This window comes from Radiobacillus deserti, assembly GCF_007301515.1.
GTDB lineage: Bacteria > Bacillota > Bacilli > Bacillales > Amphibacillaceae > Radiobacillus > Radiobacillus deserti.
Genome location: NZ_CP041666.1, coordinates 691098 through 714912 on the forward strand (window position 1 = coordinate 691098; position 23815 = coordinate 714912).

The window sequence follows — 23815 nt, forward strand, 5'->3', positions numbered from 1 at the left end:
CGATATGATATTGTGATACAAAGCAAAGACATTCGTCAGCTTTTGATTGATTTATACAAGAAAATGGCACGAAGCTATTGCCGACAAACTAAAAGAACTGGTTATCAAGATAAGAAAACTAAAGAATACGTTACTTATGAGACATCTGTTGAACACAAGTCTAAATCAGTGAAATCCATTGTCTATCTAAAAAACGAAGAATGCGAAGCAAAAGGTCGAAAACCCGCATCCTACGAAGAAGATGTCATTCGATTTGAAGTACAAGTCGGAAACAATCGGTTGTATTATTTAGAAAAGGAAAAAGATGTACCAAGAAAGCTGTGGGAATACTTTCGACATCAGCATTATGTCGATCAATTTGCTAAGTACATGTTTCCTATTTACTACACCGAAACATTTTATAAGTTGGATGAAGCCCGAAAAATCATCAGAAAGTCCTTGTAACAACAAAAAATAAGCAAAAACTCGTTGATTTCCTCAAAAAAGTCTCCTCTTTTGACTTAGATACTCCACTTAAAACTATGACCAAAGCAACAAGAAAAAAGCGTATCTCCATCCTCCAAAGTCTACAGATCAATCCTGTTCCTATTCCGAAAAATCACAAGAATGCCCCCTCTGTTTTGGAAAATCCCCTAAAAAACTTCTCTTCTTGAACTGCTTCTGTCAGATGAAAGATGTCTTTTATTTTCCCAATAAAGAAAGGGTATTATAAAAAACAATAATAATGTTATGATAAAGGTTATTTATTTATTGCTAAACGATAAGATTTGGATTAGAATTAGTATAATGATAAATAAGCGGGGTGCTTCTTTTATGAACCAAGACTTTTTAAAAGTAGTGGAACGAGCGAAAACAATCTTGTTAAAAATTGCAGTTTGCATCATAGGCATTACGGTACTTGCTTTATGTATATTTTGGTTGCCTTGGCAAGCCAATGTATTAGCAAAAATGTATCCAGAGTTTGCTTATTTGCAATATCCACTTTTAATCGGTTTGTATGTTACGGCAATTCCATTTTTCTTTGCTCTGTACCAGGCTTTTAGACTTTTAAATTATATTGATAACGATATTGCTTTCTCGAAGTTATCTGTAAAAGCGTTGAGAAAAATACAATACTGTGCAATTACAATCTGTTTCTTGTATGTCGCAGGTTTTATCTTACTTACATCACAAAATGCATCTAATCCAGGTATATTGCTCATCGGATTAATAATTGCTTTTTCTTCTGGTGTTATTGCAGTTTTCACTGCTGTTCTTCAAAAACTCTTAAAAAATGCTCTTGATATAAAATCAGAAAATGATTTAACTGTTTGAGGTGAAAATAATGGCAATTATAATCAACATTGACGTGATGTTAGCAAAAAGAAAAATGAGTGTCACCGAACTCTCGCAGAGAGTCGGAATAACAATGGCTAATCTTTCTATTTTGAAAAATGGAAAGGCAAAAGCGATTCGCTTCTCTACCTTAGAAGCTATCTGTAAGGCGTTAGACTGTCAACCAGGTGATATTCTTGAATATCAAAATGACAATGACCACAAATAATAAGCAAGGAAAGGGAATGATTTGATGAAGAAATTACTTACATTACCAGTAACAATTTTTCTATTGATTCTTTTATCAGCATGTTCTAATTATCAAGGTGATCCAATTGAACCGAGTGAAAATAATATGATTATCAATATAAAAAATAATGCCAATTTTGATTTTTACTCGATAGAAATCAGTACCGATAAAACCACAGGCGGTATAAGTCGTGCTGATGGTTCCGAAATACAAAAAGGAGAGACACTTAGGAAGGAATACATTGTCGGGGAAGACTTTGACTTAGAAGGTGAAACAACGTTTAAATTTGTACTAATTGGTGAAAAGGAACAGAGAATACCATTGAAAGAAGTAACACTTGAATTAACTACAAATAAGGAATACTATTTTGAGATTACTGGTGATTCGAAAAAGGATGCTGTCATAAAGAGAGTTAAATAGCGTTAGATTAATAGGTGCTTTGAGAACACAAAAAAGGATAGATGTAAACAGGTATCTCCCTGTTCATCTATCCTTTTATTTTGTCTATAGAGTAGGCTACAAATAATGGTTTTACTCTTTTTATATTACCTTCTATATTTTCTTGTAAAGTCCAGTAACGCTTGTGCAATTAGATCTTGCGTTTTAAATTGTGGGTAATTTTCTTTGCAGAAGTTGCTAAACGTTTCGTAAACTTCTTCATTCATCTTAATAGTTTTGCTTTCGAACTTGGCTCGATTACTATATATTCTTCCATCCAAAAGAAGCAATTGGTTACTTTTGTATCGTTCAATTAAGTGCTTCAACGATTCCATATTTTCTTTTATAAAAACTGATACCTCTCCTTCTTCTTTACTATCGATCCCCATTGACTCGACTCTTACATATTGTTTATTCTTCTTATTATATTGATACTCCCCGCCATTTCTCATTTCCGTTGTAAAGGTTGAATACGCATAGCCGAGCATATTGGCAATCTCCTTTAGTGTGCTTCTTTTCAACATATCATTGACTTCTTCAATTTTTCTTGCAGGTACCAACGCAAGAAACTTTTCTCTATCCATCTGCATAACTCCTTTCTTTTTGTGTTGTTTTTGTAGCTATCACATCTTATACCAATCTATTTAATTTAATTCCTATATTTCGACATTCATTGACCTATACAGTGAATAAACGGAATCTCATAATCTATGATAAAGAGATGTTACGCATTAGGAGTTTTTATTAAGACAAATAGAGAAGGTGATAGGTATGGATGCGAATAAGGAGATTTCGCCGACTGTGTACGGTAAACTACTTCAAAAAGCACGAAAAGAAAAAGGTTGGAGCTTGCAAGAGGTAGAAAAAATGACAGGAATTAAGGGGAGCTACATTCATTTATTAGAAATAGGAAAAAAAAGGAACCCTTCTGTCACGACAATATTTGCTTTGACAAATGTGTACAACTTGGAGATGTGTAAAGTTGCAGAAATGGTTGTAAGACAGGCACAGGAGGATGAAATAAGTGACAAATAACCAAAAAGATCAAATGCTACAAATAGCAATCGCAGATGGAAAGGCATTGGTTATTCTTTCGATGATTAAGTGCGGGAACGAGTTTGATCTACTTGTAAAAAGTATAAATAGGAGTATGGAATTAGAACTCATTTCCCATGAAACCAGTATTAATATGGAAATAGAAGGAGAGAAGCATTCATTTAAAGGCTTATTTAAAGAATATAGCGATACCAAAAAACAGGCATCCTTTGTTATGAAACATCCGATTCTATTTTGTATAGACTTTGGTGATTTTCGTTATGAGGGAATGATGCCGAAAGGGACAAGGGAAAATCTACGTAGACATAACGTAAAAGAAATCGTGTTTGCTGTGTCAAATCAAGTTGCTCCTTCTTATGCAACGAAGAGTAAGAAAATGAAAAAGGTTACGATTAGCGGTATTAGCAATATACAAATATAGGATTGTGGTTGAGGCATTGGGTAAACAATGTCTCTTTATTTTGGGCATAAACACAAACAACCTGTAATAGTACAATTTATCCTGTTATACAAAAGGTCAAACACCCAACCTATTGAAATGACATTTTTTCTAAGTATAATGTGAATTACAGGAGGTCACAGAAGGACATAAGTGACCATCCTCTTCATATCACCCTCAATCTTACAACAAGAAAGGAAGTCCCCTCAAATGTATCATTTCTTAACTGATTATCCCGATTTGTTAGAAGTAAGTCACATTCAACAGATTCTAAGAATTGGTCGTCGTCAAGCCTATGAGTTAATTAGGTCAGCACCGTTTCCAATCGTAAGAGACGGTAAGAGAATAATTATTGCAAAAGAAGTGCTAATTAATTGGCTTACTGGAACAGTAGAAAAATAATCTATTCCTATTCCCCATTTACAAGAAACAATTCTCCTAAATTTTTACAACAAGAAAGGAAGATCCTCAAATGAATAATATCGACTTCTCAAATTACCCCCTCGTACTAAACGTTAAGGACATCCAAAAAATTATGAGCATTGGTCGCCGTCAAGCATACGAATTAATCCATTCAGAACAATTTCATACAGTAAGAGTTGGAAAGTCTATTAAAGTCGCAAAACAAGTTTTCATTGATTGGTTGAACGGTGAGAAAACCGCTTAAAAGGGAAAGAACTATCGGTTAAATCGTTGACAAGTAAGCGTATTTTAGACATGATTGAGATAAGGCAAATGACTGTTACATCTCAATCAATGTTAGCATTGGAGATGTGCAGATTTCTGCATTCTCCCTTTGAAATTATGAAACTCAAAAGGAGCAATGTAATATGTCAGTAGGAAAAGATAAAGAAAGAAATACTTGGTATTACGTAATCAATAACAAGAATGGAAATCCGAAGCAAATTAGAAGAAGAGGCTTCAAGACAAAGCGAGAAGCGGAAATAGCAAAGAATAAGATGTTGTATGAAATTAATAACGGGATGTACGTAGAGCCTACGAGAATGAAGATGGAAGAATTGTCACAAAAATGGTTAAAGAAGAAAAAGCGTGACGTGCAAGAAACGACCTTCACAGGATATAAAATCCTTGTAGATAAGCATATTGAACCCTACTTCCATCAAAAGCAAATTGATAAGGTTAAAACATATCATATTGAAGAATTCTATGACCATCTTTATGAAGAAGCAGAATTATCAGGTACAACCGTACAAAAAATTCATACGGTCATAAAAAGTTGTTTCGATTACGCAATGAAGATGGAATGGATCGCAAAGAATCCAGTTGATTCCGTCGATCGACCGAAACGAGAACCATCGGTAGTTGAAGTGTGGGATTCAAATGAAGTTCGCTTTTTCTTAGATAACACCAATGATGATCCGTTATTCATTGCATACCAACTTGCTGTCGCAGAGGGTATGCGTCAAGGCGAAATTTTAGGCTTACGATGGAAAGACATTGATTTTAAAGGACAGAAGCTAACGATTCGTCAGACTCTAAGCAATGATGGAAAGAAGCTAAAGCCAGGTGCTAAGAATAAAAGCAGTTTACGTACGATTCCTCTTACAAAAGAGACACTAATAGTCCTTAAAAAGCATCCAAACAGACAAAGCAAGATAAAAATTGAATCGGAAAGTGCATTTAAAGATTTAGATTTAGTTGTATGCACCAATGTAGGTACACCCATAAATCCAAGCAATTTAAGACGATCATTTAATCGTAATATTGAAAAGCTCGATATGAAGAAAATCCGCTTTCATGGATTACGTCATACTCATGCTACCATTTGCTTGCAATTAAATATGCATCCCAAGATTGTTGCGGAACGTCTTGGTCATGCAGATGTACGAATAACATTGGACACATATAGCCATCTTTTACCGAGTATGCAAAGCCAAGCTGTTAATCAAATTAGTCAAGCAATCTTCGGTTAAAGCGTGTTTTATGACCAAATTATGACCACAAAAGAAATCCCACAAGTTTCTCACCTCTAAAAAACAGAAAAAACCCTTATATATTAAGGGTTTACATAGATGGAGCATAGGAGGCTCGAACTCCTGACCTCTACACTGCCAGTGTAGCGCTCTCCCAGCTGAGCTAATGCCCCGTATGATGTTTTGCCGACAAGATTTATTTTAAAGGCTCGACTTATGCGTGTCAATTGCAAGGTACTCCCTGTGTTTAGGGAGGTTAAAGTAGTCTGCAAAAAAGATTACCAATTCCACTGAATCAAATGGTAAAATAGTACTACTCGTTTTGTTTCAGGAGGAAAAGATGAAAAAATTTATTACCATTTTAGGTACTATCTTATTTGCAATATTTGTTGTTAGAGCATTTACTTATTTTGCAACAGGGAGTGTGAGTCAAAAAGAATACGCACAACAATTAGTGGAAGAGCAGCTAGATGCCAATCCTGAGATTGATAAATATAAGATATTAGAAGTAATCCCTTATGGGGAGAAAAATTTTATAAATGCGACAGTAATGGGATTACCGCAAGATCATGCTACTCAATTAGAGATTGAAGTAAGAGTAAAAGAAACGACGGTAAAGGGATTAGAATACGAACAAAGCTATTATCATGTCTTCTTCAAGTTGGAAGGCGAAGAGGAATGGAAATATGGACGTAAAATTTCTACAGGTACAACCAGTGGAACTCAACAGTACGAACTAGAAGACTATTAACACGGGCGACCTAATTGGTCGTCTTTTTCACAAAGGTTTATTAAGAAATCACTACTTATCTTTCCTAATTTGGATTAAAGTAAAGGTAGAGATTCTACTATTCTTTAAAAGAGGTGAGAGATTTGTCTGAGATATTTAAACGGATAGACACTGTATTTTTAAAAGTGAAACGATTTGATGAAGCCATAGAATGGTATAAGCAAGTGTTAGGATTTGAAGTGAGGTGGGTGATAGAGGAAGGGTATGCAGCGATGGAAGTTGGAGAAACTCCACTTACATTAGTTCAATCCGAACAAAACTTCCAACCAATCGAAGATATACAGTTTAATTTCTATGTATCTGATATACAGGAGGCATATCAGCATTTAAAGTCCCACGACGTAGAGGTTGGAGAAATTGTGGATCATGGTGATTTACAAGAATTTAGTTTTAAGGACCTTGATGGTAATGTGTTAGCCGTTTGCTATTTTGAAGAATGATATGTAAAAATCAAAGTAATCGCTTCCATTAAGGGAGCGATTTTTTAATTGGTGTTTTTGCATAAATAATCAAAATTTTACATAATAAATCGAAATCCCACTAATCAATCTATAAAATAGAATGAATATTACGAAAATTATATCATTATGAGAATGAAGTGTGCGTTTTTGTTGCAATTCCTTTTCTGGTGTTCTTTAATAGAAAGCACAACAAAATAACTAGAGAGAGAAAGGGAGTTCAAAAACTAAGGAGGAGATTTTTACAATGACAATTGATACATTGTCAGAAATGATTAAAATCAAGTCACCAGTGAATGGAGAAGAGCTTGGGGAAGTACCATCCTTATCCAAGGAGCAAATTGATGCTCTGATTGAGAAGGCGGAAACAGAGCAAAAATCTTGGGCGAAGACACCTGTCAATCAACGTGCAGATTTACTATATAAGTGGGCAGACCTATTGCTTCAAAGGAAAGAAGCAATCGGAGATATCATTACCAAAGAAGTTGGAAAGCCATATAAAGCTTCCGTTACCGAAGTAGAAAGAACGGTTGACTTTATTCGATATACAGCGGAGGACGGGCTTCGGATGGACGGTCAATTAACACGTTCCAACCAGTTTCCGAGTGATAATGGCTCAAGAATTTCAATGGCGACACGAAAACCAGTAGGAATTGTTTTAGCAATTTCTCCTTTTAACTATCCAATTAATCTAGCAGCTGCTAAACTAGCACCTGCTTTAGTTGCGGGAAATGGAGTGGTGTTTAAACCAGCTACACAAGGTGCCTTAACCGGTCAAGCAATGATAGAGGCATTAAAGGATGCTGGATTACCGGATGGATTAGTAGCTTTTGCGACGGGGAGAGGAAGTGTAATTGGGGATCATTTGGTGCAGCATCCAGCTGTTCATATGATTTCCTTTACCGGAAGTACAGCGGTAGGAAACGATATTGCCAAGAAAACGACGATGAAATCATTGTCCTTTGAACTAGGCGGGAAAGACCCTGCCATTGTTTTAGAGGATGCAGACTTAGATTTAGCGGCAAAAGAGATTGTAAGTGGGGCATTTTCGTATTCTGGTCAAAGATGTACAGCTATCAAGCGTGTCCTCGTTCTAGACTCGGTAGCGGATCAATTAGTTGCGAAGTTAAAAGAAAGAATCGAAGGACTATCTGTTGGGTCTCCATGGGATAATGCAGATGTTGTACCGCTAATTGATTTGAAATCAGCTAATTTTGTTAAAGAACTGATTGATGATGCGGTCGCTAAAAACGCCAAAACGGTTCTGGGCGGGATGCAAATTGAAAACTTAATTCATCCAACACTATTAGATGACGTAACAGAAGACATGCGCGTAGCCTGGGAAGAACCATTTGGTCCAGTATTACCAGTTATCCGTGTTTCTTCTAAAGAAGAAGCCATTCGTATTGCGAACAAGTCGGAATATGGCTTACAAGCGAGTTTATTTACTGAAAACATAAACGATGCATTTGTCGTTGCGGATGAAATAGAAGCAGGGACCGTACAACTGAACGGAAAAACACAAAGAGGACCTGACCATTTCCCATTCCTAGGCACAAAGGGGTCAGGAATTGGAGAACAAGGGATTCGTAAAAGTATTGAATCCATGACGGTAACGAAATCTGTTGTGCTAAATTTACATGAATAGAATAAAAAACTCGACTTCCGATAGTGGGAAGTCGAGTTTTTTAATGGATTGTTTTCTAGCTCTCTATACCGAAAAAGGGGAGGAATCGGGTTAGAAACATTCACTTTGAGAAGAACAATCACTTATTCACAGTATTATCCACAAATGAAAGGCTTTATACACATAGTTTGAAAAAGTTTATCCACATTTTCCACAAAAAAGAGTGGAAAGATTAACAAAAATTTATTCACATTTTCATCTACGATGGTTGTTTAGGTTAATAGGGTTATCAACATTGTGCACAACCTTGTGGATAAGTTTTATTCACAAGCACTTTTTCTCGCTTGTGATAGTAATATACCCGGTTTCACAACATTAAAACTTCTTTTCATGAAAACAATCTGCCCATTTTTCATGAAAAAACCTCACATCGTGGATTCGGTCGGGACTAGATTCCACGATGTGAGGTACTTATACTACGGCTTCGTCTTCGTTTGTATTTGCAACAAATTCCCTATGAATCATGTAGTTCTCTCTAGTGATGACAAACAAGTCGTACACAGCATTTTCGCTATTAATCCTGTCGTACACGTTTGGATATAAAATGTTTCCGAGGGAAATGTAAGGGAGTTTTAGAGCGGCTTTTAAAGATCGAGTGTTTGTCTTTCTAATTTTAATGAAGACAGCTTCCATTTCGTGGATTAGGAACAGTTCTTCGAGGAATTCTTCCTTCGCCATTTTGTTGTAGCCTTTTCCAAAGTATGGCTGCCCAATCCAAGTCGCTAAAAACCCTGATTTATTGTTTATATCAAATAGGTTGATTGTACCAATCGGTTGATGGTATTCATCCAAGATCGTTCTAGAGATAAGCTCTCCGTTTTCTTCTGCTTCCATCGTTTGCTTGGATAAGAAGTAAAATTCGTCGAGGGAATAAGCTTTATGTCTCACATATGGGAACACTTGCGGATGAGTCATTAAGTCATACAAAGTAGGTGCATCATGCAACTCACGCTTTTTAAGCATTTAAAAAACCTCCCATTTTACGAGAGGTTGAAAATACACTATAAGCCCATAGCTCTAGTGCTGTTCAAACCCCCTCGAATTTTCATTTGAAAAACAACAAAAATTCGGGGTGGGAATCGAACCCACTAGAACCAGTCAAACTGGTGGCGCACCATTTGCCTTCCCTATGTAAGTGCAAATCATTTACATGATTATATTACACAAAAAATGGAGAAATGCAAACAACTTTTTAAACAAAAAATTCGACAGTTTTGTGAGAGGAAAGGAGCTACTGTTATTATTTTAGTCGAGTTTTGTTTGCGGTTGTTGAAAACCGCAGGATTATAGCATTAGAATCGTCTTTTTACTTACCAAAAATTGCTTGTAAAGCAGAGCGAACATATGGGTACTGGAACGTATAACCATGTTCCTCTGCAACGGCTGGTAAAACCTTTTGACCATCTAATACGAGCGTACTCATCTTCCCGAGCATAAGCTTTAATGCAAAGCTAGGTGCAGGCAACCAGTAAGGGCGATTTAGAGCTGTTGCAAGCTCTTTACTAAGTTCTTCATTTCTCAATGGATGAGGTGCAGTTACGTTTAATGGCCCACGGACTTGATTTTGCTCCAAGGCAAATTGTATCAACCCAATTACATCATCTATATGTACCCAAGACATCCACTGCTCACCTGAACCTACTTTCCCTCCTGCAAACAAACGGAAGGGTAATGCCATAAGCGGAAGGGAACCTTCATTTCCGAGGATGACGCCAAACCGAGCATAAACGGTACGTACCCCTAAATTTTCTGCTTGGCTAGCAGCATTTTCCCATTGTTGGACGACCTGTGCTAGAAAATCGGAGCCTGGTGTAGTTATGTTTTCAGTAAAAGTCGCCTGCTTAGATGTGCCGTAAAATCCAATCGCAGAAGCGTTAACAAGAACCTTAGGCTTTTGCTTAGATTCTTTTATAAAAGAGACGAGTGCTTCTGTGACGTTAATACGGCTAGCTAAGATTTTCTCTTTTTTAGCAGATGTCCAACGGCCAAACAAGGACTCACCGGCTAGGTTAACTACCGCATCCAATGCGGGTAGACCGTGTATGGACTCCCAGCTTATATATTGGATGTCACTTGTACTAGCGTGTTGCTGAGGGGAGCGAGTAAGGATAAAGACCTGATTTCCCTTTTGAAGTAACGCTTTTGTTAGTTTCTTTCCGACAAAACCTGTTCCCCCAGAGATTAAGATGTTCATTTTCTTCCCTCCATCATTGTTTTTTCAAGAAAAAAACCGAACGTATATGCTACAATTTAAACAAAGAGGTGAAGTGCATGGTGAAAATTGCAAAGATTACTGTTCAACAAAAAAATAAAAGTCGCTTTAATATTTTCATTGAAAAAGGATCGAAAGCCGAATATGCCTTCAGCGTAGACGAAGATATTTTAATCCAATTTCAGCTGCGTAAAGGTCAGGAATTGGACGAGCCTACCTTAGAGCTCTTGCAGCGAAAAGATAATCAACATAAATTTTATAATCTTGCTATTCAGTTTTTAAGCTATCGAATGCGTTCTCGCAAAGAAATAATCGATTATCTGGAAAAAAAGGAAATCGAGCCAGAGCAGATTCCGCCCGTCCTTGAGCGATTGGAGCAGGAAGGGCTGATCAATGACCGCGAATTTGCGACGGCGTTTGTGCGCACAAGATTGAATACAACGACCAAAGGCCCGCTTTTACTAAAGCAAGAGTTAAAGGAAAAAGGGGTCACAGCTGAAATCGCAGATGAAGTCTTAACGATTTTCTCTTTTGATAAACAGCTGGAATTTGCCCGTAAATGGATTCAGAAAAAGCTAAAAACAAATAGTAAAAAATCCTTTCGTCATCAGCAGCAACAAATCCTGCAAACCTTAATGCAAAAAGGGTTTCCACAAAACGTCATCGTAGAAGCAACGAAAGATATCCATGATGGAAAGGACGAAAATGAAGAATGGAATGCTGTCGTGCACCAAGGTGAAAAGCTGCTATGGAAATATAAGAAAAAAGCATCTGGTCAAGAGCTAAAACTTAAAATAAAGGCTGCTTTATTTCGTAAAGGCTTTAACTTAGATGCAATTGAGCGTTTCTTAGATGAATATGTGACAGAACAGGATACGTTTTAAAGAAAATAACGAATGGCTTCATGAACATGGTCGACAATATGTCGAGCATGTTTTTTAACTTCATCGCGAGCGTGTGACATCGCAAAGCTATTCGGCGTCATCTGCATCATCGGAACATCGTTAAACGAATCTCCGACAACGGCAATTTCTTCGGGTTTTAGATTGTACAAGTGGAGTAAATGGTCAATGCCGCTTGCTTTACTTATACCCTTTGGTAAGATATCTACACAATGTTCATCGGATAAATAGCTTTCGATGTCGGGACCGAAGCGGTTGTCGACTTTTTTCTTTAGTTCTAGAATGCGTTCTGTATCCCCAACAATGGAAATTTTAGTCGGGAAGACGCTTTTACCGTATAAGTTGATTAAGTCTCTGTTTTCTACGAGTGGGAAAAAGTGTGCTTCTTCGGCACGACGCATCTCTTCGGTTTTCTTTGTCACATAGAGATCCGTTGCTGTGGAAACGAAAAAGAAATCATATTCGGCTTCAATCAATTCGTGGATATCACTAATCAGCGAACGATCAAATGTGCCGGAAAAGATGGCTTCATTGCCCTTGTTGAAGACAAATGCTCCGTTTTGACTAACACGATGTCCTGTTACGTTCATGTCTTCCATGAGTTTAACGATATCTCGGTCCGAGCGTCCCGTTGCAACGGCAAACTCTATTCCATGTTCGGTGAGTTTTTTTATGTAAGTTTGATTTTCCTCGGACACTTGCTTGTCTTCTTCTAAGAGTGTTCCGTCTAAATCTGATACGAAAAGTTTAATCATGTGTTCATACTCCCTGTGTTTTGGATTGTCCTCGTTGTGGTGGGGTGGACCGGATGGACTGTGAGCGTTAATAAATTCTCTTTCTAAGTTAATAAATCCCCAATTAACGTTAATAAAATCCATCCTAACGCTAATACCATCAACAAAGCCATTATACACAAAATCCAAGATTTATGCGGCTTGGCTGCATTTGTCAATCCGCTACGTTTCTCTTTCTTGACCGAGGTTTGGTAAAATGGAGATAGAATAAAAATTGAGGTGTCATCATTGGAAAGAAGATATAGTGAATTAACCGTAGAAGAATTAAGACAAGAGGTAGCATCCTTTAAAGAAAAGGCACAAAAAGCAGAGCAACTTGGTAATGTAAGTGAATATCAAATTTACCAACGCAAAATGCAAATGGCGTATGCGTATTTGTTAAATCCAGGTGATTATAAGTCTGGAGAAACATATGAATTAGAAGGTAGTCCAGGCCAGCACTTCCTCATTGATTACATAAATGGAGTGTTCGCTTGGGGGCATCGCATTAATCTTCTAGGACAGAAAGTAGAAAAACAAGAAGCAGTTCCCATTTCACTATTAGCTAAAAGGATTGAAAAATAGAAGGGGATGATCCCCTTCTATCTTTTATAAAGTGTCGTGGACATTCTTTGGGTAATAATCTCGGCTTGAGACTTTCTCGTTTCCCCATTCACTTGTTGGGAAGCATGCTTTCGTTTCGCGCGTGGAGACTGAAATGGATCTTGATATAGGTTATTAAAAATTGGATTTTTACTCATCCTTCAAACCCCCCAGAATTGCGATGTGAGGACTGCTTCATACGTTGCTGTGGCTTCGTATTAATCGTACCATTTGCACGCATTGGACTAAACTTAGCCCGTGCACGTGGCATGCCGTCCATATTCATTTCTGGAAATCCTTTTTTCTTATTACGCATTCGAAACACCTCCATATGAAGTGGCATCTAAGTGATGCTTTACTAGCATGTGTAATTTTCGAGTGTCTATGTAAGAGGACTGCTGGCATGTCTTGGAACGTAGTATCTTCTGAGAGCGCCGATATCCTGGTCGTAAACGCCGATAAAAAAATAATCGCTGATAAAAGAAAATTTTCGCTGATATCTGTAATTTTCCGCTGAAATATAAAAATAAACGCTGATATCCCGGAAAAAGCGCTGATAAAAATTTCAAAGTCAAATAGCGCCGATAAAACTTCAACTTGGACCAATAAGAAAGGAGCTCAACCAATGGATAAGATTTTTCAGCGTTTAGCTGAACAGCTATACTCAAACAATCCGCATATTGATATTCAGGAAGCTCGGACAATTGTAGAGCTGCTTTGGGAGGACTTCGAAGCTACTCGTGCAAAAGCTGGTCGTAAATATGAGGGAAGTGAAACGACAGAAAAAATCGTCATGAAATGGATTCAACAATATGGCCCCAATCTGCACCAGGTCGTCTTGAACAATCCGAAGTATGAAAAGTACACGAAAAAGAACTTGCGACTCCATTAAAAGAAGGCTGGGCCAGTGCCAGCCTTTGTTATTCTGTTAGCAATTTGTTCTGCAATTTTTGTTCGGAGAAAATCCATCCTGTGTATGAGCTGATAATTTGTAAATCATCATCAATTTTTACGACGGCAACGAAGGGATAATGTCCCTTCGTTCTGTATCTCAAGTCGATAAAACGAACCTCTGAGTAGTCATCGTAATAATTGATTTCCCATCTGTAAACAGGGGAGAACGATAAAAATGCTGAGATGTTTTTATCTTTTTTCGCTTTTTTCACTAATGGGTTTTGCGGTAATGGTTTTCGTGAGTATTCATCTACAATTTCAAGCTTTCCGTAATCATAACGGCCTACGTAATAATAATTATCGGTTGTGATGGCTAATCTCCATTTATTTTGTTTCATCGTTGGGGATGTCTGAATTTCATGTACGTCTGGGAACCGTTTTTTTACAGCTTGAATGATCTCTCGCTTATCCATGTAACGTTTAATATAGTAGAGGATGAGAATCGAATAAATAATCAGCCATGTAAATCCAGGATGTGCACCAAAGACCCAAGCTAGAATGCCAATAACGTGAAAACCGAAAATCGTCGGATCAAACGTGTTGATAAACCCATACGCTACCCACCGGTCGGAAAATGGTCGGAAGGCTTGGGTGCCGTAAGCGTTAAATATATCCACGAACACGTGGAGGACGACTGCTAGAAATGTCCAAAGCCAAAGGTGCATAAAATCTACACTTGGCACGAATGCGTATATAAGAGAGGAAATCGCAATCCCCCAAAAAATAACAGCTGGAACAGAATGCGTGATTCCTCGGTGATGTCTTAAATAGACAGCATTACTTCTTAATTTTAATACAGTATCAAAATCTGGTGCATGGGAGCCGGCGATAGTTCCAACCATAATTGCATTAAATAAGGTTGGATCTGCCTGTACAGCGGGGTCTAGTGTTGCTAAACCCCCAAGTGCGACTCCCATCACGATGTGAGTCCCTGTATCCATTAAAGGTCCTCCTTGTAATGAATTGTTTCACATTAAAATTATAGTAACATGAAGGATGAAGAACATGACAACGAAACAAATAAGCCAATACCTTGAAAAGGTTGATATACATGCATTTAGACGAGAATTGATTACATGGTTCGAATCGGAAATGCGCGATTTGCCATGGCGCCAGGATCAGGATCCGTACAAGGTTTGGGTTTCCGAAATCATGCTACAACAAACAAAAGTCGATACGGTCATCCCATATTTCAATCGATTCATGGAGCAGTTTCCAACGGTCCATGACTTAGCTGAAGCTGAAGAACAGCAAGTCTTAAAAGCTTGGGAAGGTCTAGGATACTATTCCCGTGCACGGAACCTCCAAAACGCCGTCCAAGAAGTAGTGGCTACTTACGGTGGAAAAGTCCCGGACAACGAAGAACAGCTCTCTTCCTTAAAGGGAATTGGTCCTTATACGAAAGGTGCAATTCTTAGTATTGCATACAATCAGCCTGAGCCAGCCGTAGACGGAAACGTCATGCGTGTTCTGTCGCGTATCTATTTCATAGAAGAAGATATCGCAAAGCCAAAAGCAAGAAAAACGTTCGAAGCCATTCTTAGAGAATTAATCGATCCTGATAATCCTTCTTATTTTAATCAAGGGCTTATGGAATTAGGTGCTTTAGTTTGTACACCAAAATCTCCCTCTTGTTTACTATGTCCGGTTCAAGCACATTGTGAGGGCTTTAAGCTAGGGAGACAAACCGAATTACCGATTAAGATTACAAAAAAGAAAAAGAACGTGAAGCGGTATTGGGCCCTTGTCATTGAAAATACGAAAGGGGACGTACTAATAGAGAAACGACCTGATTCCGGACTGTTAGCTAATCTTTGGCAGTTTCCGATGATGGATTTATCGGATGTTGATCCAGAATTTGCAAAGCAATGGATCCAACAAGCATATGGTTTATCTGTCACAGTTGGACATAAACTAACCGATATCAATCATGTATTTTCCCACTTAACTTGGGATTTAGAAGTCATACGCTGTAAAACCGATGATTCATTATCGTTAGACCCGGATGATGTTTGCTTCGTCTCTAAAACACATATCGATGATTATCCATTTCCGGTTTCTCATCAAAAAATCCGTCAAATCCTCCTAAATGAACAGTCTTGAATGTTGTTATTTTTGCCTAATTTCTTTATATGTATACGATAAACACTAGAAGAACTAGACCGTGATATTAGAAAAATTTTCTGCGCTAAATCTGGATATTCAACTCCACTTTGGGACAAATTAATTAGCGCGGAGGTGATAGAGATGGCAAAGAAGAACAAAACAGTTACTGGTACTGACGTACAAGAAGTACAACGTCAAAACCAAGCGGCTTCTCAAGGTCAACAGTTTGGTACAGAGTTTGCTTCTGAGACTGACGCTCAATCTGTAAGACAGAAAAACAAAAAGTCTCAACAAAAGAAGTAACTCCCAAAACGAATCCAACCCGATAATGAAGAAAGAGGCTCTCCAATAACGTGGAGAGCCTCTTTTTATGTATTTAGACAACAGTCCCTATCATTTCCATTTACCTAGCATTATCGTTATAATATGCTATAGATAATCCTTACAAAATCTTAACATTTATAGAAAGGAAAGATAGGATGGCTGGCCCAGCTCCTGGTTCTTCAATTCAAATTCACAGCTATAAGCATGATGGTCAGCTCCATCGCGTTTGGGACAATAGTTTGGTTCTCAAATCAACTCGTAACGTCATTATCGGAGCGAATGATAAAACGCTAGTCACTGAAAGTGACGGTAGAACCTGGATTACGCGAGAGCCCGCTATCTGCTATTTTCATTCAAAATATTGGTTTAATATTATTGGAATGCTTCGCACAGATGGAATCTATTATTACTGTAATATAAGCTCGCCATTTGTGTACGATGCTGAAGCACTGAAATATATCGATTACGACTTGGATATAAAGGTTTTTCCAGATATGACGTTTACCTTACTGGATGAAGACGAATATGAGCTCCACAAAGCTCAAATGAACTATCCGGAAGTTTTAGACCATATCTTGAAGAATAATGTGGAGTATCTTGTTCGGTGGATACGCCAACGCAAAGGTCCTTTCTCTCCAGAGTTCGTCGATCAATGGTATGAATTGTACTTAACGTATAGATAAAAGCATAACGATGAGATAGAGTTTCCTTGTCCCTTCATGGTGACAAGGTTTTATTTCGTTAGGCGACAGGATGGGGTGAACAGAAGTGGAAATTATAAAACGCTATATGCAATTCGTAAAACCATACAAATGGAAAATATTAATGACAGTTCTGATTGGAATTATAAAATTTGGTATTCCTTTATTGATGCCGCTTATTGTGAAGTATGTGATTGATAATATTATTGGTGCAAATGATCTTACTTCAGATGAAAAAATGAGTAAGCTCCTCTGGATGATGGGATTAGCATTTGGGGTCTTTTTAATCCTTCGGCCTCCCGTTGAGTATTTCCGTCAATATTTAGCGCAGTGGACTGGAAACAAAATACTATACGATATTCGGGATAAATTATTCGATCATATTCAACGATTGAGTCTTCGGTATTATTCGCAAACGAAAACAGGCGAAATTATTTCTCGGGTTATAAATGATGTAGAGCAAACGAAAAACTTTGTGATGACTGGTCTTATGAATATTTGGTTAGACATGGTGACGATAATTATTGCGATTGTAATTATGGCAACCATGAATGTCTGGTTGACGCTAGTTGCCATTGCGTTATTTCCGTTTTATGGGCTATCGGTCAAAATCTTTTATGGACGATTACGTGAGCTCACTCGTCAACGTTCCCAAGCCTTAGCTGAGGTTCAAGGCCATTTGCATGAACGGGTACAAGGCATACCAGTAACGCGAAGCTTTGCGTTAGAGGATTACGAGCAAGAGCAATTCAATAATCAAAATTCTAACTTCTTAACAAAAGCCATTCAGCATACGGAGTGGAATGCCCGAACCTTTGCGGTCATGAATACAATAACCGATTTGGCACCACTTCTGGTAGTAGGCTTCGCAGGTTACTTTGCTATATCTGGACACATTACGATCGGTACCATTGCCGCGTTTGTTGGTTATATGGATCGAGTCTATAGTCCGTTGAGAAGGTTAATTAGTTCTTCTACCGTATTGACCCAATCGATTGCTTCGATGGATCGGGTTTTTGAATTTATCGATGAAGAATATGATATTGTCGATGAAGAGGGATCACCAGAATTACAACGAGTAAAAGGGGATGTCTCTCTCGAAAATATTTCGTTCCGATATGCAGATGACGAAGAGCTTGTTCTGGAAAATGTATCGTTAGATGTAAAACGAGGAGAAACAATTGCGTTTGTTGGGATGAGTGGTGGAGGGAAATCCACCTTGATTAGTCTTATCCCAAGGTTTTACGATGTGACGGATGGACGCATTCTTATTGATGGTCAAGATATTCGAAACGTCAAAGCACGATCCTTACGTGACCAAATTGGGATGGTGTTGCAGGATAACATTTTATTTAGTGAATCGATTGCTATGAATATTCGCATGGGAAAACCTGATGCAACAGATGAAGAGGTAATCCAAGCAGCAAAAGCAGCGAATGCCCATGAGTTTGTTTCGAATCTCCCACAAGGATATGACACGCTAGTGGGGGAGCGTGGTGTGAAGCTCTCTGGTGGTCAAAAACAACGGATTGCGATTGCCCGTGTGTTCTTGAAAAATCCACCGTTGCTCATTTTGGATGAAGCAACCTCCGCTTTAGATTTAGAAAGTGAACACTTGATTCAAGAAGCACTAGAAAAATTAGCTTCTGACCGGACAACATTTATTGTGGCACACCGACTGGCTACGATTACACATGCCAACCGAATCGTGCTCATCGAAAACGGAAAAATAAGTGAAGTAGGCTCACATTCTGAGCTGATGGCACGAAAAGGTGGCTATTATAACCTGTATCAAGTCCAGCAGCTTGATGAAAGCTAGGGAAACCCAAGTAAGGGTTTCTCTTTTTTGTATCCTTTCTTTATGTATAATGGTAAAAAAGGGGGAATGAAGATGGATTTTCAAAACTGGTTAGAGCAATACAAAACAGCGTGGACAACTTGTGACTTAGACAAGATGAAAGAATACATAGCAAAAGATTATCAAGCAAGAGAAATCAGGAGAGGGGAGCTGATGGATTTCGGATATGAGGAATCCATAAATGGCTGGGAGCAAGGCTTCCAATTTGTGCAGGAGTCTGATGGAGTGTGGGAGCTGAAACAGCTGAATCATTATTCGTTGCATCCTAATCAAGAAATGGTCGTCTTGATGGCTACGATTCGATTGAATGATAAAAGAGTACCAACTGCCAATTTGTTTTTTGAAACCTTTGAGGAAAAAGAAGGGGCTTGGCAACTAGTTCGGAGCTATATTGAAGCAGGGTTACCTTCTGACAACATAGATGAATACTAATAACGATTAGAGCTTTTCTCTTTAGGAAAGGCTCTTTTTTGGGGTGGTTCACCATAATTAATAACAAATATTTATTGATTATCAATAAATGATAATATAAACTAATTGTAATCCATGATTGAATGAGGTGCTTTGATGAAACAGACAAAAACTTTAATATTAAAAATTGTAATTTTTATAATGGCGATTTTTGCGTTAGGATTTGCTTTCATCCTATTACCTGACCTAGCAAAAACGGCAGCTGGACAAAATCCGGAATACGCTTATTTGAAGAATCCAGTCCTTATTGGTTTATGGACTTCCTTGATTCCATTTAATCTTGCACTATTTCATGCCTATAAGCTGTTAAAATATATTAATCAAAACCATGCTTTTTCACATTCTTCGGTAAGCTCCCTTCGATTTATTCGAAACTGTGCGGTTGCTATTATAGGTATTTTTGTCATAGGGATGATTTTTTTAATGACGCAACATGCTTTACACCCAGGAATTGGTTTAATAGGACTTGCCATTAGTGGCTCTTCTCTCGTAATTGCACTGTTTGCAGGTGTACTAAAAGAATTGCTTTTAAATGCTTTGGAAATAAAAGCAGAAAACGATTTAACGGTCTGAGGTGGTAATTGTGGCAATTATTATAAATGTAGACGTGATGCTTGCGAAAAGAAAAATGAGCGTTACCGAGCTTTCAGAAAAAGTAGGCATTACGATGGCGAACCTCTCCATCTTGAAAAACGGAAAGGCGAAGGCGGTAAGATTTTCGACATTAGAAGGAATATGTAAAGCACTAGATTGCCAGCCAGGAGATATTTTGGAATACCGGGAAGATGAAGAAGAATAAACCTTTATGATTAGACCGTCAAAGGGACGGTCTTTTTGATTGTAGCGTATGTTAGGATTAAGTTATGAGTGTAGCGGGAGGGGATAAGTTGTATTATTTTTATCTAAGTTTTCCTATCATTGCTTCATTGATCGTTGTTGTAATTATGTCCTTCGTGTATAAAGATAAGGAAAAGAAAGATAAAGGGTTTGTTCTTTCATATTATCGATTAACCTATCGCAGAAAAATGATTCGGACCTTGTGGACAGTTCCTTTTATAATCTTTCTTTATATTCCTGTTATTGTGTTTCTAAACATGGAAGGGGTATTCAACATTCTAATTTCAATTTTTATCTTTGTCATTTTGCTTATTCAATTAATCTATAACTATATCATGTGGAACAAATACGAAAGGAAGGAGTAGGAAGCTAGTTATGAAAAAGTGGAAAACGTTAAAATCAGAGTATGTTCACCAAAGCCCCTTTGGCAATATAAGAAAAGACCAATGTGAGCTTCCAAACGGAATTGTAATTAGCGAGTATTATGTGAATGAATATTCGGATTGGGTCAACGCGGTAGTGTTAACGGAGGAAAACCAACTCGTCCTAGTGGAACAATTCCGTTATGCGGGAGGAGATTTTTTCTTGGAGGTTCCTGCAGGTAAAAGAGAAGAAGGGGAAACGCACGAGGAAGGACTTGTCCGAGAGGTGCAAGAAGAAACGGGCTATGCTTCCAAAACGGCTCCCATTTTTTTAGGGGAATTTATGGTGAATCCAGCGACACAAAATAATAAGGTAAAAACCTACCTGTTAATAGATGCGTATCAAGTATCAGACCAAAACTTGGATGATACCGAAGAGATAAACGTAAAGTTAGTAGATTTTGATCAGTTTGGGAGCTTAATCAGAACAAACCAAGTGCAAACACAGCTTTTCACAAGCCATGCCTATTACATGGCAAAGGATTATCTTTTACAAAATCAGGAGAAGTCACATGGATAAAAAACTAAAAAACTTTTTCTATTCAAAGATTCATGAAGATACAGATGATACCATTTTGTAGCATTAGAGAATTTTAGAAATCGAGAATATGAAGGAAATTAGTACTTAATTAAAAAGCTAAATACGGAAGAATTGACGATTGTTGATTTGGTTGCGGAAGAGCATACGAAGTTATCAGCTAGAACCAATATTAGTGTGCAAGAGTTTTTGTATTTGTTAAAGAAAGATAAGGTCTAAATTACACTTATGAAAGATGCGTTAATCTAAAAGGATTAACGCATCTTTTAGTAGAATACAAATATATTAGTAGAATACAAATATAAATGTAAGAAAGTGGGGAGAGGAATGATGAACATTTCAATAGAGAGGCCTCAGCCAAACCAGGCAGAGGCTATAGCTGAAATCTGCTCCATCGGCTGGAAGCAGACCGTCGAAGGAAAGCTAAGTAAGGAATACCAATCACAGAACGTGAAATTTTGGTATAACCAGGAGAAAATTTTAAACGACATCGAAGCGGGCTCCTATACACATGTTGCAATCGTTCATTCCAAAGTAGTCGGTGTAATTGGAGGTGCAATGACAGCACCAGAAATAGGTGAGGTTTTTGTGCTGTATGTAGACGAAACCTATCGTTACAAAGGGATTGGTAGACTTCTTTTAGCGGCTCTAACGGAGCAACAGAAAGAACAAGGTGCGAAGGAGCAATGGGTGTCCGTACAAGAGGATAATCAGAGAGGAATTCCTTTTTATGAAGCAAGAGGCTTTACGTTTCAGAGGAAGAAAATCACGAAAACAGACACGGGAGAAGAACAGGTGTCTTTGCGATATTTTAGAGTTATCGAGTAAGGGGAAGAGGCTAGATTATGGCTGTTATTTTACCATTTTCATAGAAAAGGAATGTTAATAAAAAAAGGAGGATATTTTAATGAGACTGTATTTCGATATGTTTGAAAACGATCAACCAGCTATTCATGCCTAAGTCGGGGTGAATAGTCTTAAAAGGCATGCCTCGTCTTGAGAAGAAAGGTTTATGATTCTCAAACTATAGACGGAGGTTAAAAAATGAAACATAATATCATCGGAGCCATTTGTTTATCCGTAGCTGCTAGTCTTTGGGGTGGCATGTATGTCGTCAGTAAATATGTGTTAGATTTCATTCCGCCATTAACGTTGGTTTGGGTAAGATATATCATCGCCTTTGTTGTATTATTTGCGATATTGAAAACGCGGAAAACGAATCCAGTTAAAACGAAAAAGGACTGGTTGTTATTAGCGTGGATTGGGTTTATCGGCTACTTTATATCGATCTCCTTTCAGTTTATCGGTACAAAGCTATCCGATGCTCACACGGGAGCTTTAATTACATCCGCTACACCAGCCTTCATCGTCATCTTTGCTCGATTTATTTTGAAAGAAAAGCTAACCATACGTAAAGTCGTTTCTGTCATTTTAGCCACAATTGGTGTCATTATCGTGATAGGTTGGGACACAAGGCTGGGTTCCTACTTCTGGGGAACGATTATTCTAGTGGGAGCTGCCATTACATGGGCGCTCTTATCCGTGTATGTCAAAGTAGCATCTAAGCGTTTTTCTTCATTGACGATTACGACATATGCTGTCTTATTTGCTATTGTGTTTACGACCCCAACCATGGTCTGGGAGGTTCAAACCAACCCAATATATTATCAAGATACTTGGGTCGTCTTAGGAGTTTTATACCTTGGGATTGTATCGACTGCTGGAGCATTCTTCCTCTGGAATAAAGGATTGGAGCTTATGGATGCAGGAATTGGGTCTTTGTTTTTCTTTTTCCAGCCAGTTGTAGGAGCACTTTTAGGATGGTTGCTTTTACACGAACAGTTAGACAGTAACTTTTTTACTGGTGGACTTTTAATCTTGATTGGGGTTGTCTTAGTAACCTTGAGAAAGAAACATAACCATGTTTAGGAGTTGAGAATAATGACAGCTACAAAAAATCCAATACATTCAACGGTCGGTTCTATTTTTATTCATGTAAAGGATATGGAGCGAGCAGTCCGGTGGTACTCCAAATTGTTAGGTATAAACATTTCCCATCCGTCCTCTAACAAAGTGATACCTGTAACCTTAGATAATTTGGTATTACTTTTGGATGCACATAGAGCTGAAACATTTGAGGCTTCTATTCAACCTCTATTCTCGCTTACAACAAAGGATATCGATAAAACCATAGAGTTTCTAAAAGAGATGAATGTGGAGGTAGTAGGAGAAGTGGAACGATTCCCAGATATTTCGTTTGTCACGATAAAGGATTCGGAAGGAAATAGCTTACTTGTTGTTCAGGAATAGGAACGGAAGCGTTGGTTCGAATCAGGATCAACGCTCTTTCTTATTAGAATAGACAGTAGACAATAAGGGGGAAATCCGTTGACGCCATTCACGGAAAAGGTAATACATATTATAAAAAATATTCCACAAGGTAAAGTAATGACCTATGGCCAAGTTGCTAGACTAGCTGGCAGCCCGCGAGCTGCTCGACAGGTTGTCCGTATTCTTCATTCTATGAGTAATAATCATCATCTCCCATGGCATCGAGTCGTCAATGTAAAAGGGGAGATTGTGATTAAGCGCGAGGATGGATTCCAAGAGCAGAAACTGAACCTAGAAGCGGAAGGAGTCGAAATAGAAAACAGCAATAAAGTTAATTTGGAGACCTATCAAGTAAAAGAATAAGGACATTTTTACCCTTTCTACATAGGATAATTTTATAAAGTGTGAAAGGGGAAG

At 38.0% G+C, this 23815-nt stretch carries 35 protein-coding genes and 1 tRNA gene; 28 read left to right on the forward strand and 8 right to left on the reverse strand.

The window, feature by feature from the left end:
- Positions 1-12 precede the first annotated feature (12 nt).
- The 4 genes from FN924_RS19195 (at position 13) to FN924_RS03650 (ending at position 1984) form a co-directional block, all read left to right on the forward strand.
- Entirely contained in the window at positions 13-444 is a 432-nt protein-coding gene (locus tag FN924_RS19195) for a hypothetical protein (protein ID WP_228409553.1), read from the forward strand.
- A gap of 393 nt (positions 445-837) precedes the next feature.
- A complete protein-coding gene (locus tag FN924_RS03640; RefSeq protein ID WP_143897113.1) occupies positions 838-1314 on the forward strand; it encodes a DUF2975 domain-containing protein in 477 nt (158 codons plus the stop codon).
- Between the two features lie 10 nt (positions 1315-1324).
- Positions 1325-1543: a helix-turn-helix domain-containing protein gene (locus FN924_RS03645; protein WP_143892111.1), complete on the forward strand. Its 219-nt coding sequence runs from the start codon at positions 1325-1327 to the stop codon at positions 1541-1543.
- A 24-nt stretch (positions 1544-1567) separates the two neighbouring features.
- A complete protein-coding gene (locus tag FN924_RS03650) occupies positions 1568-1984 on the forward strand; it encodes a hypothetical protein (RefSeq protein WP_143892112.1) in 417 nt (138 codons plus the stop codon).
- A gap of 125 nt (positions 1985-2109) precedes the next feature.
- Here FN924_RS03650 and FN924_RS03655 read toward each other — a convergent pair whose 3' ends face one another.
- Positions 2110-2586 carry a hypothetical protein gene (locus tag FN924_RS03655; RefSeq protein ID WP_143892113.1) on the reverse strand — a complete coding sequence of 159 codons (477 nt, stop codon included), beginning with the start codon at positions 2584-2586 and terminating at the stop codon, positions 2110-2112.
- A 187-nt stretch (positions 2587-2773) separates the two neighbouring features.
- Here FN924_RS03655 and FN924_RS03660 point away from each other — a divergent pair, with 187 nt between their 5' ends.
- From FN924_RS03660 to FN924_RS03680, 5 genes are all read left to right on the forward strand, one after another.
- A complete protein-coding gene (locus tag FN924_RS03660) occupies positions 2774-3037 on the forward strand; it encodes a helix-turn-helix domain-containing protein (protein ID WP_143892114.1) in 264 nt (87 codons plus the stop codon).
- The gene (locus FN924_RS03665; protein ID WP_143892115.1) at positions 3027-3479 is read left to right on the forward strand and encodes an RNA polymerase alpha/RpoL/Rpb11 family protein; all 453 of its coding nucleotides are present in this window, start codon (positions 3027-3029) and stop codon (positions 3477-3479) included. Before FN924_RS03660 ends, FN924_RS03665 begins: the two co-directional genes overlap by 11 nt.
- A gap of 228 nt (positions 3480-3707) precedes the next feature.
- Positions 3708-3899 (forward strand): helix-turn-helix domain-containing protein, encoded by a 192-nt coding sequence (locus FN924_RS03670; RefSeq protein WP_143892116.1) that lies wholly within the window; start codon positions 3708-3710, stop codon positions 3897-3899.
- Positions 3900-3969: 70 nt separating this feature from the next.
- Positions 3970-4164: a helix-turn-helix domain-containing protein gene (locus FN924_RS03675; RefSeq protein WP_143892117.1), complete on the forward strand. Its 195-nt coding sequence runs from the start codon at positions 3970-3972 to the stop codon at positions 4162-4164.
- A 163-nt stretch (positions 4165-4327) separates the two neighbouring features.
- Positions 4328-5431: a site-specific integrase gene (locus FN924_RS03680; RefSeq protein WP_143892118.1), complete on the forward strand. Its 1104-nt coding sequence runs from the start codon at positions 4328-4330 to the stop codon at positions 5429-5431.
- 100 nt (positions 5432-5531) lie between these two features.
- On the opposite strand, the gene FN924_RS03685 is transcribed toward FN924_RS03680, so the two are convergent.
- Positions 5532-5604: transfer RNA gene (locus FN924_RS03685), tRNA-Ala, on the reverse strand.
- A 167-nt stretch (positions 5605-5771) separates the two neighbouring features.
- Here FN924_RS03685 and FN924_RS03690 point away from each other — a divergent pair.
- The 3 genes from FN924_RS03690 (at position 5772) to FN924_RS03700 (ending at position 8327) form a co-directional block, all read left to right on the forward strand.
- Positions 5772-6182 (forward strand): hypothetical protein, encoded by a 411-nt coding sequence (locus tag FN924_RS03690; protein ID WP_143892119.1) that lies wholly within the window; start codon positions 5772-5774, stop codon positions 6180-6182.
- 122 nt (positions 6183-6304) lie between these two features.
- Complete coding sequence (locus FN924_RS03695; protein WP_143892120.1) at positions 6305-6661, forward strand: VOC family protein; 357 nt, start codon at positions 6305-6307, stop codon at positions 6659-6661.
- A 265-nt stretch (positions 6662-6926) separates the two neighbouring features.
- Positions 6927-8327 carry an NADP-dependent glyceraldehyde-3-phosphate dehydrogenase gene (locus tag FN924_RS03700; RefSeq protein ID WP_143892121.1) on the forward strand — a complete coding sequence of 467 codons (1401 nt, stop codon included), beginning with the start codon at positions 6927-6929 and terminating at the stop codon, positions 8325-8327.
- A 450-nt stretch (positions 8328-8777) separates the two neighbouring features.
- On the opposite strand, the gene FN924_RS03705 is transcribed toward FN924_RS03700, so the two are convergent.
- Together FN924_RS03705 and FN924_RS03710 are read right to left on the reverse strand one after the other, a co-directional pair.
- Entirely contained in the window at positions 8778-9329 is a 552-nt protein-coding gene (locus tag FN924_RS03705) for a GNAT family N-acetyltransferase (RefSeq protein ID WP_143892122.1), read from the reverse strand.
- 343 nt (positions 9330-9672) lie between these two features.
- Entirely contained in the window at positions 9673-10560 is an 888-nt protein-coding gene (locus FN924_RS03710) for a TIGR01777 family oxidoreductase (protein WP_143892123.1), read from the reverse strand.
- A gap of 77 nt (positions 10561-10637) precedes the next feature.
- On the opposite strand from FN924_RS03710, the gene recX reads away from it, so the two are divergent.
- Positions 10638-11462 (forward strand): recombination regulator RecX, encoded by an 825-nt coding sequence (recX, locus tag FN924_RS03715; RefSeq protein WP_143892124.1) that lies wholly within the window; start codon positions 10638-10640, stop codon positions 11460-11462.
- Here the strand turns inward: recX and FN924_RS03720 are convergent.
- Complete coding sequence (locus FN924_RS03720; RefSeq protein WP_158633925.1) at positions 11459-12235, reverse strand: HAD family hydrolase; 777 nt, start codon at positions 12233-12235, stop codon at positions 11459-11461. The two genes, recX and FN924_RS03720, sit on opposite strands and share 4 nt — an antisense overlap.
- Before the next feature lie 267 nt (positions 12236-12502).
- Here FN924_RS03720 and FN924_RS03725 point away from each other — a divergent pair, with 267 nt between their 5' ends.
- Complete coding sequence (locus FN924_RS03725) at positions 12503-12838, forward strand: YfhH family protein (RefSeq protein ID WP_143892126.1); 336 nt, start codon at positions 12503-12505, stop codon at positions 12836-12838.
- A 17-nt stretch (positions 12839-12855) separates the two neighbouring features.
- On the opposite strand, the gene FN924_RS03730 is transcribed toward FN924_RS03725, so the two are convergent.
- On the reverse strand, positions 12856-13014 hold the full coding sequence (locus FN924_RS03730; protein ID WP_143892127.1) for a YpzG family protein: 159 nt from the start codon (positions 13012-13014) through the stop codon (positions 12856-12858).
- Entirely contained in the window at positions 13011-13172 is a 162-nt protein-coding gene (gene sspK / locus FN924_RS03735) for a small acid-soluble spore protein K (RefSeq protein ID WP_143892128.1), read from the reverse strand. The genes FN924_RS03730 and sspK overlap by 4 nt, the downstream gene beginning before the upstream one ends.
- Before the next feature lie 309 nt (positions 13173-13481).
- On the opposite strand from sspK, the gene FN924_RS03740 reads away from it, so the two are divergent.
- The gene (locus FN924_RS03740) at positions 13482-13748 is read left to right on the forward strand and encodes a YfhJ family protein (protein WP_143892129.1); all 267 of its coding nucleotides are present in this window, start codon (positions 13482-13484) and stop codon (positions 13746-13748) included.
- A 28-nt stretch (positions 13749-13776) separates the two neighbouring features.
- Here FN924_RS03740 and FN924_RS03745 read toward each other — a convergent pair whose 3' ends face one another.
- On the reverse strand, positions 13777-14751 hold the full coding sequence (locus tag FN924_RS03745; protein ID WP_143892130.1) for a metal-dependent hydrolase: 975 nt from the start codon (positions 14749-14751) through the stop codon (positions 13777-13779).
- A gap of 64 nt (positions 14752-14815) precedes the next feature.
- Here FN924_RS03745 and mutY point away from each other — a divergent pair, with 64 nt between their 5' ends.
- From mutY to FN924_RS03810, 13 genes are all read left to right on the forward strand, one after another.
- Positions 14816-15913, forward strand: coding sequence for an A/G-specific adenine glycosylase (mutY, locus tag FN924_RS03750; protein ID WP_407692005.1), 1098 nt, complete (start codon positions 14816-14818; stop codon positions 15911-15913).
- A 144-nt stretch (positions 15914-16057) separates the two neighbouring features.
- Entirely contained in the window at positions 16058-16219 is a 162-nt protein-coding gene (locus FN924_RS03755; RefSeq protein WP_143892132.1) for a gamma-type small acid-soluble spore protein, read from the forward strand.
- A gap of 176 nt (positions 16220-16395) precedes the next feature.
- Positions 16396-16923 carry a nucleoside tri-diphosphate phosphatase gene (gene ntdP, locus FN924_RS03760; protein WP_143892133.1) on the forward strand — a complete coding sequence of 176 codons (528 nt, stop codon included), beginning with the start codon at positions 16396-16398 and terminating at the stop codon, positions 16921-16923.
- A gap of 85 nt (positions 16924-17008) precedes the next feature.
- Positions 17009-18760 (forward strand): ABC transporter ATP-binding protein, encoded by a 1752-nt coding sequence (locus FN924_RS03765; protein ID WP_143892134.1) that lies wholly within the window; start codon positions 17009-17011, stop codon positions 18758-18760.
- Positions 18761-18832: 72 nt separating this feature from the next.
- Complete coding sequence (locus tag FN924_RS03770; RefSeq protein ID WP_143892135.1) at positions 18833-19231, forward strand: flavoprotein; 399 nt, start codon at positions 18833-18835, stop codon at positions 19229-19231.
- A gap of 135 nt (positions 19232-19366) precedes the next feature.
- The gene (locus FN924_RS03775; protein ID WP_143892136.1) at positions 19367-19843 is read left to right on the forward strand and encodes a DUF2975 domain-containing protein; all 477 of its coding nucleotides are present in this window, start codon (positions 19367-19369) and stop codon (positions 19841-19843) included.
- Positions 19844-19853: 10 nt separating this feature from the next.
- Positions 19854-20069, forward strand: coding sequence for a helix-turn-helix domain-containing protein (locus FN924_RS03780; RefSeq protein ID WP_143892137.1), 216 nt, complete (start codon positions 19854-19856; stop codon positions 20067-20069).
- An 88-nt stretch (positions 20070-20157) separates the two neighbouring features.
- Positions 20158-20472 (forward strand): hypothetical protein, encoded by a 315-nt coding sequence (locus tag FN924_RS03785; protein WP_143892138.1) that lies wholly within the window; start codon positions 20158-20160, stop codon positions 20470-20472.
- Positions 20473-20482: 10 nt separating this feature from the next.
- Positions 20483-21049 (forward strand): NUDIX hydrolase, encoded by a 567-nt coding sequence (locus tag FN924_RS03790; protein ID WP_143892139.1) that lies wholly within the window; start codon positions 20483-20485, stop codon positions 21047-21049.
- 345 nt (positions 21050-21394) lie between these two features.
- Positions 21395-21895, forward strand: a complete 501-nt coding sequence (locus tag FN924_RS03795; RefSeq protein ID WP_228409554.1) for a GNAT family N-acetyltransferase — start codon at positions 21395-21397, stop codon at positions 21893-21895.
- A 216-nt stretch (positions 21896-22111) separates the two neighbouring features.
- On the forward strand, positions 22112-22996 hold the full coding sequence (locus FN924_RS03800) for a DMT family transporter (RefSeq protein WP_143892141.1): 885 nt from the start codon (positions 22112-22114) through the stop codon (positions 22994-22996).
- Between the two features lie 12 nt (positions 22997-23008).
- Positions 23009-23377 carry a VOC family protein gene (locus FN924_RS03805; RefSeq protein WP_143892142.1) on the forward strand — a complete coding sequence of 123 codons (369 nt, stop codon included), beginning with the start codon at positions 23009-23011 and terminating at the stop codon, positions 23375-23377.
- A 78-nt stretch (positions 23378-23455) separates the two neighbouring features.
- Positions 23456-23761 (forward strand): MGMT family protein, encoded by a 306-nt coding sequence (locus FN924_RS03810; protein ID WP_143892143.1) that lies wholly within the window; start codon positions 23456-23458, stop codon positions 23759-23761.
- The last annotated feature ends 54 nt before the right edge of the window (positions 23762-23815 follow it).

What these genes read in the sequence shown, in the direction of transcription:
- FN924_RS03645 (WP_143892111.1), top strand. Translation starts at nt 1,325, where the DNA reads ATGGCAATTATAATCAACATTGACGTGATGTTAGCAAAAAGAAAAATG.
- FN924_RS03650 (WP_143892112.1), top strand. Translation starts at nt 1,568, where the DNA reads ATGAAGAAATTACTTACATTACCAGTAACAATTTTTCTATTGATTCTT.
- FN924_RS03655 (WP_143892113.1), bottom strand. Translation starts at nt 2,586, where the DNA reads ATGGATAGAGAAAAGTTTCTTGCGTTGGTACCTGCAAGAAAAATTGAA.
- FN924_RS03660 (WP_143892114.1), top strand. Translation starts at nt 2,774, where the DNA reads ATGGATGCGAATAAGGAGATTTCGCCGACTGTGTACGGTAAACTACTT.
- FN924_RS03670 (WP_143892116.1), top strand. Translation starts at nt 3,708, where the DNA reads ATGTATCATTTCTTAACTGATTATCCCGATTTGTTAGAAGTAAGTCAC.
- FN924_RS03675 (WP_143892117.1), top strand. Translation starts at nt 3,970, where the DNA reads ATGAATAATATCGACTTCTCAAATTACCCCCTCGTACTAAACGTTAAG.
- FN924_RS03680 (WP_143892118.1), top strand. Translation starts at nt 4,328, where the DNA reads ATGTCAGTAGGAAAAGATAAAGAAAGAAATACTTGGTATTACGTAATC.
- FN924_RS03690 (WP_143892119.1), top strand. Translation starts at nt 5,772, where the DNA reads ATGAAAAAATTTATTACCATTTTAGGTACTATCTTATTTGCAATATTT.
- FN924_RS03700 (WP_143892121.1), top strand. Translation starts at nt 6,927, where the DNA reads ATGACAATTGATACATTGTCAGAAATGATTAAAATCAAGTCACCAGTG.
- FN924_RS03705 (WP_143892122.1), bottom strand. Translation starts at nt 9,329, where the DNA reads ATGCTTAAAAAGCGTGAGTTGCATGATGCACCTACTTTGTATGACTTA.
- FN924_RS03710 (WP_143892123.1), bottom strand. Translation starts at nt 10,560, where the DNA reads ATGAACATCTTAATCTCTGGGGGAACAGGTTTTGTCGGAAAGAAACTA.
- recX (WP_143892124.1), top strand. Translation starts at nt 10,638, where the DNA reads ATGGTGAAAATTGCAAAGATTACTGTTCAACAAAAAAATAAAAGTCGC.
- FN924_RS03720 (WP_158633925.1), bottom strand. Translation starts at nt 12,235, where the DNA reads ATGATTAAACTTTTCGTATCAGATTTAGACGGAACACTCTTAGAAGAA.
- FN924_RS03730 (WP_143892127.1), bottom strand. Translation starts at nt 13,014, where the DNA reads ATGAGTAAAAATCCAATTTTTAATAACCTATATCAAGATCCATTTCAG.
- sspK (WP_143892128.1), bottom strand. Translation starts at nt 13,172, where the DNA reads ATGCGTAATAAGAAAAAAGGATTTCCAGAAATGAATATGGACGGCATG.
- FN924_RS03740 (WP_143892129.1), top strand. Translation starts at nt 13,482, where the DNA reads ATGGATAAGATTTTTCAGCGTTTAGCTGAACAGCTATACTCAAACAAT.
- FN924_RS03745 (WP_143892130.1), bottom strand. Translation starts at nt 14,751, where the DNA reads ATGGATACAGGGACTCACATCGTGATGGGAGTCGCACTTGGGGGTTTA.
- mutY (WP_407692005.1), top strand. Translation starts at nt 14,816, where the DNA reads ATGACAACGAAACAAATAAGCCAATACCTTGAAAAGGTTGATATACAT.
- FN924_RS03755 (WP_143892132.1), top strand. Translation starts at nt 16,058, where the DNA reads ATGGCAAAGAAGAACAAAACAGTTACTGGTACTGACGTACAAGAAGTA.
- ntdP (WP_143892133.1), top strand. Translation starts at nt 16,396, where the DNA reads ATGGCTGGCCCAGCTCCTGGTTCTTCAATTCAAATTCACAGCTATAAG.
- FN924_RS03770 (WP_143892135.1), top strand. Translation starts at nt 18,833, where the DNA reads ATGGATTTTCAAAACTGGTTAGAGCAATACAAAACAGCGTGGACAACT.
- FN924_RS03775 (WP_143892136.1), top strand. Translation starts at nt 19,367, where the DNA reads ATGAAACAGACAAAAACTTTAATATTAAAAATTGTAATTTTTATAATG.
- FN924_RS03790 (WP_143892139.1), top strand. Translation starts at nt 20,483, where the DNA reads ATGAAAAAGTGGAAAACGTTAAAATCAGAGTATGTTCACCAAAGCCCC.
- FN924_RS03795 (WP_228409554.1), top strand. Translation starts at nt 21,395, where the DNA reads ATGATGAACATTTCAATAGAGAGGCCTCAGCCAAACCAGGCAGAGGCT.
- FN924_RS03800 (WP_143892141.1), top strand. Translation starts at nt 22,112, where the DNA reads ATGAAACATAATATCATCGGAGCCATTTGTTTATCCGTAGCTGCTAGT.
- FN924_RS03805 (WP_143892142.1), top strand. Translation starts at nt 23,009, where the DNA reads ATGACAGCTACAAAAAATCCAATACATTCAACGGTCGGTTCTATTTTT.